Source organism: Actinacidiphila sp. bgisy160 (assembly GCF_965342435.1).
GTDB lineage: Bacteria > Actinomycetota > Actinomycetes > Streptomycetales > Streptomycetaceae > Actinacidiphila.
This window is the reverse complement of record NZ_CBDRCM010000112.1, coordinates 1-5,537: the sequence shown is the minus strand read 5'-3', so window position 1 is coordinate 5,537 and position 5,537 is coordinate 1. Positions and strand designations below refer to the sequence as shown.

5 protein-coding genes are annotated in these 5,537 nt (G+C 68.7%); 1 reads left to right on the top strand and 4 read right to left on the bottom strand.

What is annotated here, in order from left to right; translation table 11 throughout:
- Nucleotides 1-73: 73 nt before the first annotated feature.
- The 4 genes from ACRWNP_RS36845 to ACRWNP_RS36830 all read right to left on the bottom strand — a co-directional run bounded on the left by ACRWNP_RS36845 (nt 74) and on the right by ACRWNP_RS36830 (nt 4,008).
- Nucleotides 74-1,102: a helix-turn-helix domain-containing protein gene (locus ACRWNP_RS36845; RefSeq protein ID WP_431969328.1), complete on the bottom strand. Its 1,029-nt coding sequence runs from the start codon at nt 1,100-1,102 to the stop codon at nt 74-76.
- A 252-nt stretch (nt 1,103-1,354) separates the two neighbouring features.
- Complete coding sequence (locus ACRWNP_RS36840; RefSeq protein WP_431969326.1) at nt 1,355-2,011, bottom strand: SpoIIE family protein phosphatase; 657 nt, start codon at nt 2,009-2,011, stop codon at nt 1,355-1,357.
- A 161-nt stretch (nt 2,012-2,172) separates the two neighbouring features.
- Nucleotides 2,173-3,273: a Gfo/Idh/MocA family protein gene (locus ACRWNP_RS36835; protein ID WP_431969324.1), complete on the bottom strand. Its 1,101-nt coding sequence runs from the start codon at nt 3,271-3,273 to the stop codon at nt 2,173-2,175.
- Nucleotides 3,274-3,390: 117 nt separating this feature from the next.
- Nucleotides 3,391-4,008: a nuclear transport factor 2 family protein gene (locus ACRWNP_RS36830; RefSeq protein ID WP_431969322.1), complete on the bottom strand. Its 618-nt coding sequence runs from the start codon at nt 4,006-4,008 to the stop codon at nt 3,391-3,393.
- A gap of 1,003 nt (nt 4,009-5,011) precedes the next feature.
- On the opposite strand from ACRWNP_RS36830, the gene ACRWNP_RS36825 reads away from it, so the two are divergent.
- Nucleotides 5,012-5,537 (top strand): cupin domain-containing protein (locus tag ACRWNP_RS36825; protein ID WP_431969320.1); only part of this gene is annotated, 526 nt, incomplete at its 3' end.

The window sequence follows — 5,537 nt, the reverse complement described above, 5'->3', positions numbered from 1 at the left end:
CCCCCTCCCCCCCCCCCCCCCCCCCCCCCCCCCCCCCCCCCCCCCCCCCTCCCCCGGGTCGAGCAGATCACGGTCAAGGCGACCCGGCCGACGTTCCGGGGGCGGGGTGGGACTGTTGCCGGCGAAGGTCCGCTCCCCCTGACGCATGGTGCAGCCGCAGCTCGCGGGGGCTCAGACCGTACGCCTCCTTGAAAACGCGACTGAAGTGGGGTGGGCTGGCAAACCCCCACCGGTGAGCGATCGCCTCGATCGTCAAGAACTCACCCACTGGCGACGCCAGTTCTCTCTTGCACTCTTCGAGGCGCTGAGTCCTGATCCATTCGCCAAGGCTGATTCCCGCTCGGGACAGGGTCAGGTAGAGCTGGCGTACGGAGACATGGTGCTCGGCGGCGATACGTGCGGCAGTCAGGTCGGGTTCTGCCAGATGGAGGCGGACGTACTCCTGAACGCGCTGGAGAAGTGTGCTGTTCAGAGGCGCTCTGGCCAGGTCGTCACGACCGATCGCCGTGGTGACCACAGCTCTGACCAGGTCGACACAAGGCTGCGCGAACAGGGCGGTCTCAGCGGTCTCGGCCTCGTCTGCAGCGGCCTGGTCATGAGCCAGGCGGGTGAAGAACGCCACCGTGGCACCCACGACCGGGCGCTCCGAGCCGAGTCGCACGGCTGTGACCCGGTCGAGCAGGGACGGCCGCAACCCCAGGACGTGTGTGGGGACGCGCACGAGGACCGCATGGACCGTGCCGTGGAAAACGACCTCATAGGGCTTCGCGTTCTGGAGCACCACGAGATCTCCCGCCCGTACCACGTCCTGCCTGCCTCCCTGGTGGAACCGGGAGACCCCCGCTTGCTGCAGATTGACGAGAACGTGCGGCACCATGTCCTCGTCCACCGGGGCGGCAGCACGGCGGAGGCGGGCCACGTTCCAGCCGATTTCCGATACTCTCACCAACCCCACCGCTTGGGTGGTCGCATTGGCCTTCAGGTGATTCGGGTTCGGTGGTAGGTCCACCTGTATGCGGCCGTTGACGGACCACGAGAACTCACGGATCGCGTCCGCGCGATCACGCGGAGCCAGCGATGCCACGTCGAGTCGGTCTGCCATGCGGGCTTCCTCCTGACCTGGTGGCGGGGCCTGCATTACGGGCAGTTATCCACGCTATCGCCGCCGGCGGTCCGTTTCGCGGCCTTTACTGTATTGTGCAACTTTATTTCCGTGCGGCTTGCGGTACGCCGGCGGACCGCAGGTGCTGGTGGAGCTTACGGACAGCGACACCGCGAGGTTCAACTCGATTGACGACGCGCATGAGGAGGAGCGCTTTGTCGTCGGTGCCGGGGACGGCCCGCAGGGCATGGTTCAGGGCAGTGTTGGCGAGGTGGCCCGCACCGCGATCGCCGGCTTCGGTGAGGTGGCGTGCGAGGACGGCGATGGTGTGGTCGTGTCGATTCCCGGGGCTTCGATCAGGCCGTCGGTGGCGAGAGCCGGGACGGATCCCAGTGGCAGGGGAGTTTCGGTGGTGAGGTAGTCACCGTCCGGGGTGATGCCGAGCAGAAGCCCTGGGGGGGGAACTGCAGGGATTGGGTGTGGCCAACGGGATGCCGGATCAGGGGCGGCTGCGGGCCGGCAGTGGCCGGTCGGCCGCTGTGTCGTGCCAGGTTCCCGACACCGGCGTCCTGGGGGGGCGACGCCATGGGTGCCCAGGCTCATGGCCGGCATGAAGGCTGTGCCGATGCCGAGGCCGGTGACGATCTCGGCAGTGACCAGCAGGCCGTAGGAGCTGTCCGCCTGCAGCAGGGCAAGCAGCAGGACTCCTGCCCCGGTGACGAGGTAGCCTCCGAACATCAGCAGACCGGGTCGCATTCTGGCCGTCAGGCGGGTGCCGAGGACCATGGATCCGAAGGCCTGTGCGGCCCCCAGCGGCACGAACACAAGTCCGGCCGTGAGGGGGGTGGACCCCTTCACCAGCTGCAGGTAGTAGCTGGCGAACAAGAACATGCCGAACATGCTCATCATCGCCAGGCCCTCCGAGAGGTAGGCCGTCGAAGACCCGCAGGGCCTCCGGCCCGCCGGACGGCGATACTCCGACCGCCTTCATCGTCGACCTATTTGCTCCACCGAACAGTACAGATACCTTGTATGAGTGGCCGTGGTGGGCGTTCCCGGCTTGGGGCCGGTCAGCCCAAGGTCCGCGTAATCCCTTCGGCCGAGGCACTCTCGATGGCGTCCATGAGCCGGTGACGGCTATGGGCGTAGGCGAAGTCCGGGACGGTGTGGGTGCCGTAGCGCAGATCCCGGGCCAGGTTGCCGTAGAGCGCGGCGACGTTCCTTGCGGGACCGGCGAGTTCTGCCGGGATGTCAGCGGAGTATGCGGCGGGTACCTCGAGCTTGGATACGGTGGTGTCCTTGCCGAAGGCGGCCTGCAGCGTCAGATCCGTGACCTGGAGGTTGCCCCAGGGGGCGGTCAGGACGATGTCGCCGTCTGTGCCGTTGATCTCCCAACGGAAGTTGTCGCCACGGGAGGTGCCCCCGCGGTAGAAGACGGAGGCGGCGGCACCGCTCTCCAGGGTGCCGATGACGGCGATCTGGTCCGGGGAGGTCACGGGGATGACGGCGTTGCCGTTGTCGACGACGGTGACCTCCTTGCGGCCCACGACGAGGTTGGCCGAGAGTCGGCGGAACTCCCCGAGGGTCACATTGAGTGCGTCGATGGTGTGCAGGGCCGCGCCGGACAGGGGGGTGGCGCCCTGGGTGCGGTCGAACCAGTACGCGTGCGCCTGAGTGGTCTCCGGGCCCCAGACCATGCCGGAGCCGACCAGGGTGGTGCCGATGACGCGGCCTATCCGGCCTTCCTCGATCAGCCGCCGCACGTACCGGAGTTCGGGGTGGTAGCGGCCCTGGAGGCCGATGGCGGTGCGCACGCCGGCGGCTTCGGCCCGGCGCACGACCTCGGCGGCCTCCGCCTTGTTCAGTGAGAGCGGCCATTCGCTGTAGACGGTCTTGCCCGCGTCGACGGCCGCGGAGATGAGCTCCTTGTGGAAGGGGACCTTCACCGCCACCACGACGATGTCGACTCCCGGGTGGGCGATGAGGTCGGCGTGGTTGTCGTAGGCCGCCTCCACACCGAACTCCTTCGCGGCCGCCTCAGCGGACTCACGGCGGCTGGTGCTGATGGCCCGCAACTCGTAGCCGGGCAAGGCCTTGAGGGCGGGGACGTGACTGATGGAGGCCCAGCCTCCCTGGCTCGCGCCGATGATTCCGACACCGATGGTGCTCATGCGATGACTCCTGTGGGGTGAGGGCTTGGATGGGGACCGGAAGGGATACGGACTTCGGGACGGCCCGCCGCAAACCCCGGTGGTCGACCGGGTTCGTGGAGCGCGGCGATGCGGCGGCTACTTCGCCGAGGCGGACGCGGCGGGAAGGCTGGGCACGTCGTCCACGCGGAAGCGGGTCAGAAGCGTGCTGTCGATGTACCAGTGACCCTTCACCCGCTTGTACGTCTCGTGGTACTGGCCGTAGCCGTGGAAGCCGGATTTGTAAGGCGAGCCCGGCGGGAAGCTGACGTAGTCCTCCATCACCCAGGTGCCGGTCGCGGTGTCGCCGCGCACCTCGATCTCCGGCAGGAAACCCTGGTGCGCGGTCGGCGCGTTGCCCAGCAGGGCCGCCGTGGTCTGCGCCATCTCCTTGCCGCTGCTGTACTTCATGCCGACGTCGATCGTGGGGTGGGCGGTGAAGAGTCCGGCCAGCTTCGACCACTGCTTGGTGTCGATGTAGCGGAAGTAGCGCGCCTTCAGCCGGTGGATCTCCTCGATGTCGGCCAGCCGCTGCACCGTGGCCGCGTCTCCCGCGGCTCGGGCGTGTGCGCCATGCGCCGTGGTGACCGCGGTCGCGGTGGGCGAGGTGAACGCGATCGCGCCCGCGCCTCCGGCCACCAGTAGTGCGGCCGCGGCAGCCGCTCCGGCCGCCCTGGATCGCCAAGCGGGGCGCCGCTGGGGCTGCCGCTCTTCCATGATCATGTTCCTCTCGATGCTGCCCCCGTCCGCCGGTAGGCAGGGCAGGTCGCGGGATCGCGCTCAAGCGGCCTTCACCGGCTACGGCCGCTTGGAGTACGCCGGCGCCGCGGGGGCGGTGGGCGCTTTCACCAGTGAACCCCAAATGGAACGTTAGGTCAAAAAATGCCCGCTCAGGCGAGTCATCCCGAGGTAAAGGACCTCACCGAGCGTTCCGGACAGCGGTCAGGGTCCTGCCCGGATGCGCGGACGAGGCCGAATGGGCAGAGCGTCCGTCCGAGGCGAGCGCCGAGGTGGGGGCCCGGGTGGCACGGGTCACAGCAGACCGCGCCCCCGCTTTCGCACCCGCGCAGCCTGTCGGCCGAGCCATACATGCCGACCCATCGCGGGGGGCGACGCCTCATGCGCTTCCGGCCTCACGCACGTCGGAACGATCAGTACAGATTGCTTCTCACGCGACCACGCCGGCGTCCGGAGCGGTGACGGTTGGGGTCGCACGGTGCCTCTCCCGGCTCCTCACGCCCGCGCAAACCGCGTCGCCGGGACGTTCGCCGCCCTTGGACGACATGAAGGGTCCCCGCCCACAGCCTCCCCACGCCAGTACGCACGGAGAGCGGCACCGGCCTCGCCATCCAGGCGCACAGGCGCACAGGCGCAGCAGAGCCACAGCGTCGCGCCGGAATCGGCCCGGCCCTCGTCCCACGGCTTCACGACCGTGCTGGACGCGGCGCAGGCGGGCGGTTTCACCGCCGCCGCGATCATCCCGCTGGTGATCCACGACCTCTTCGCGAGCGGCCTCGACGCGACATGGGGCACAGCAGATATTCCGAAGGCTTCAGGCCGCAGCTCTGCGGGTATCCCGCATTCCTGCCCGTGCGGCCGCCGAAAACCATGACGCGTTTTTTACGGTGGCGCAGAAAGGAGCTCCCGGGAAACGCAGGACCCCTACTTCTGCCACCCCAGCCCGCGAAACAGATGCCTTCAACACGTTCCGGCGGACATCATGATCGAAGCATTCTGCACAGCCATCCAACCACCCACCGAGAGGGCCGAGTACTGGAGGGACGCCGTGCGCAGGGCGTTCACCCGGCTGGAGATCCACTCCGAGGGGGCCGCCGAGCTCCACGGGGCGATCCGCCGGGCGTGCATGGCCGGCGTCCAGGTCGGCTCCCTCGAAGCGAGCCCGCAGCAACTGGCGCGTACCGCGCCGCTCATCGCTGCCGACGGCGACACCTCACTGCTCGTGAGCCTGCAGCACACCGGCGACAGCATCGCGGTCCAGGACGGCCGGGAGACACTGGTGGCCGCCGGCCAGCTCGTCATCCTCGACAGCCGAAGGCCCTACACCCTGGCCTTCGCCGACCCGGTGCGACAGCACCTGGCCACGGTCCCGCGGCAGATGCTGGACCTCCCCGACTCGCTCCTGCGCCAGGCGACCATGCGTACATACTCTGTAGGCCACGGGATCGGCGGAATCCTCGCGTCATACGTCGACGGGCTCGTGACGGCGGACCACTGCATCTGCGCGC

Bases quoted from the DNA above. Each gene is read 5' to 3' on its own strand.
- ACRWNP_RS36835 (WP_431969324.1), bottom strand. From the start codon at position 3,273: ATGAGCACCATCGGTGTCGGAATCATCGGCGCGAGCCAGGGAGGCTGG.
- ACRWNP_RS36830 (WP_431969322.1), bottom strand. From the start codon at position 4,008: ATGGAAGAGCGGCAGCCCCAGCGGCGCCCCGCTTGGCGATCCAGGGCG.
- ACRWNP_RS36845 (WP_431969328.1), bottom strand. From the start codon at position 1,102: ATGGCAGACCGACTCGACGTGGCATCGCTGGCTCCGCGTGATCGCGCG.
- ACRWNP_RS36840 (WP_431969326.1), bottom strand. From the start codon at position 2,011: ATGATGAGCATGTTCGGCATGTTCTTGTTCGCCAGCTACTACCTGCAG.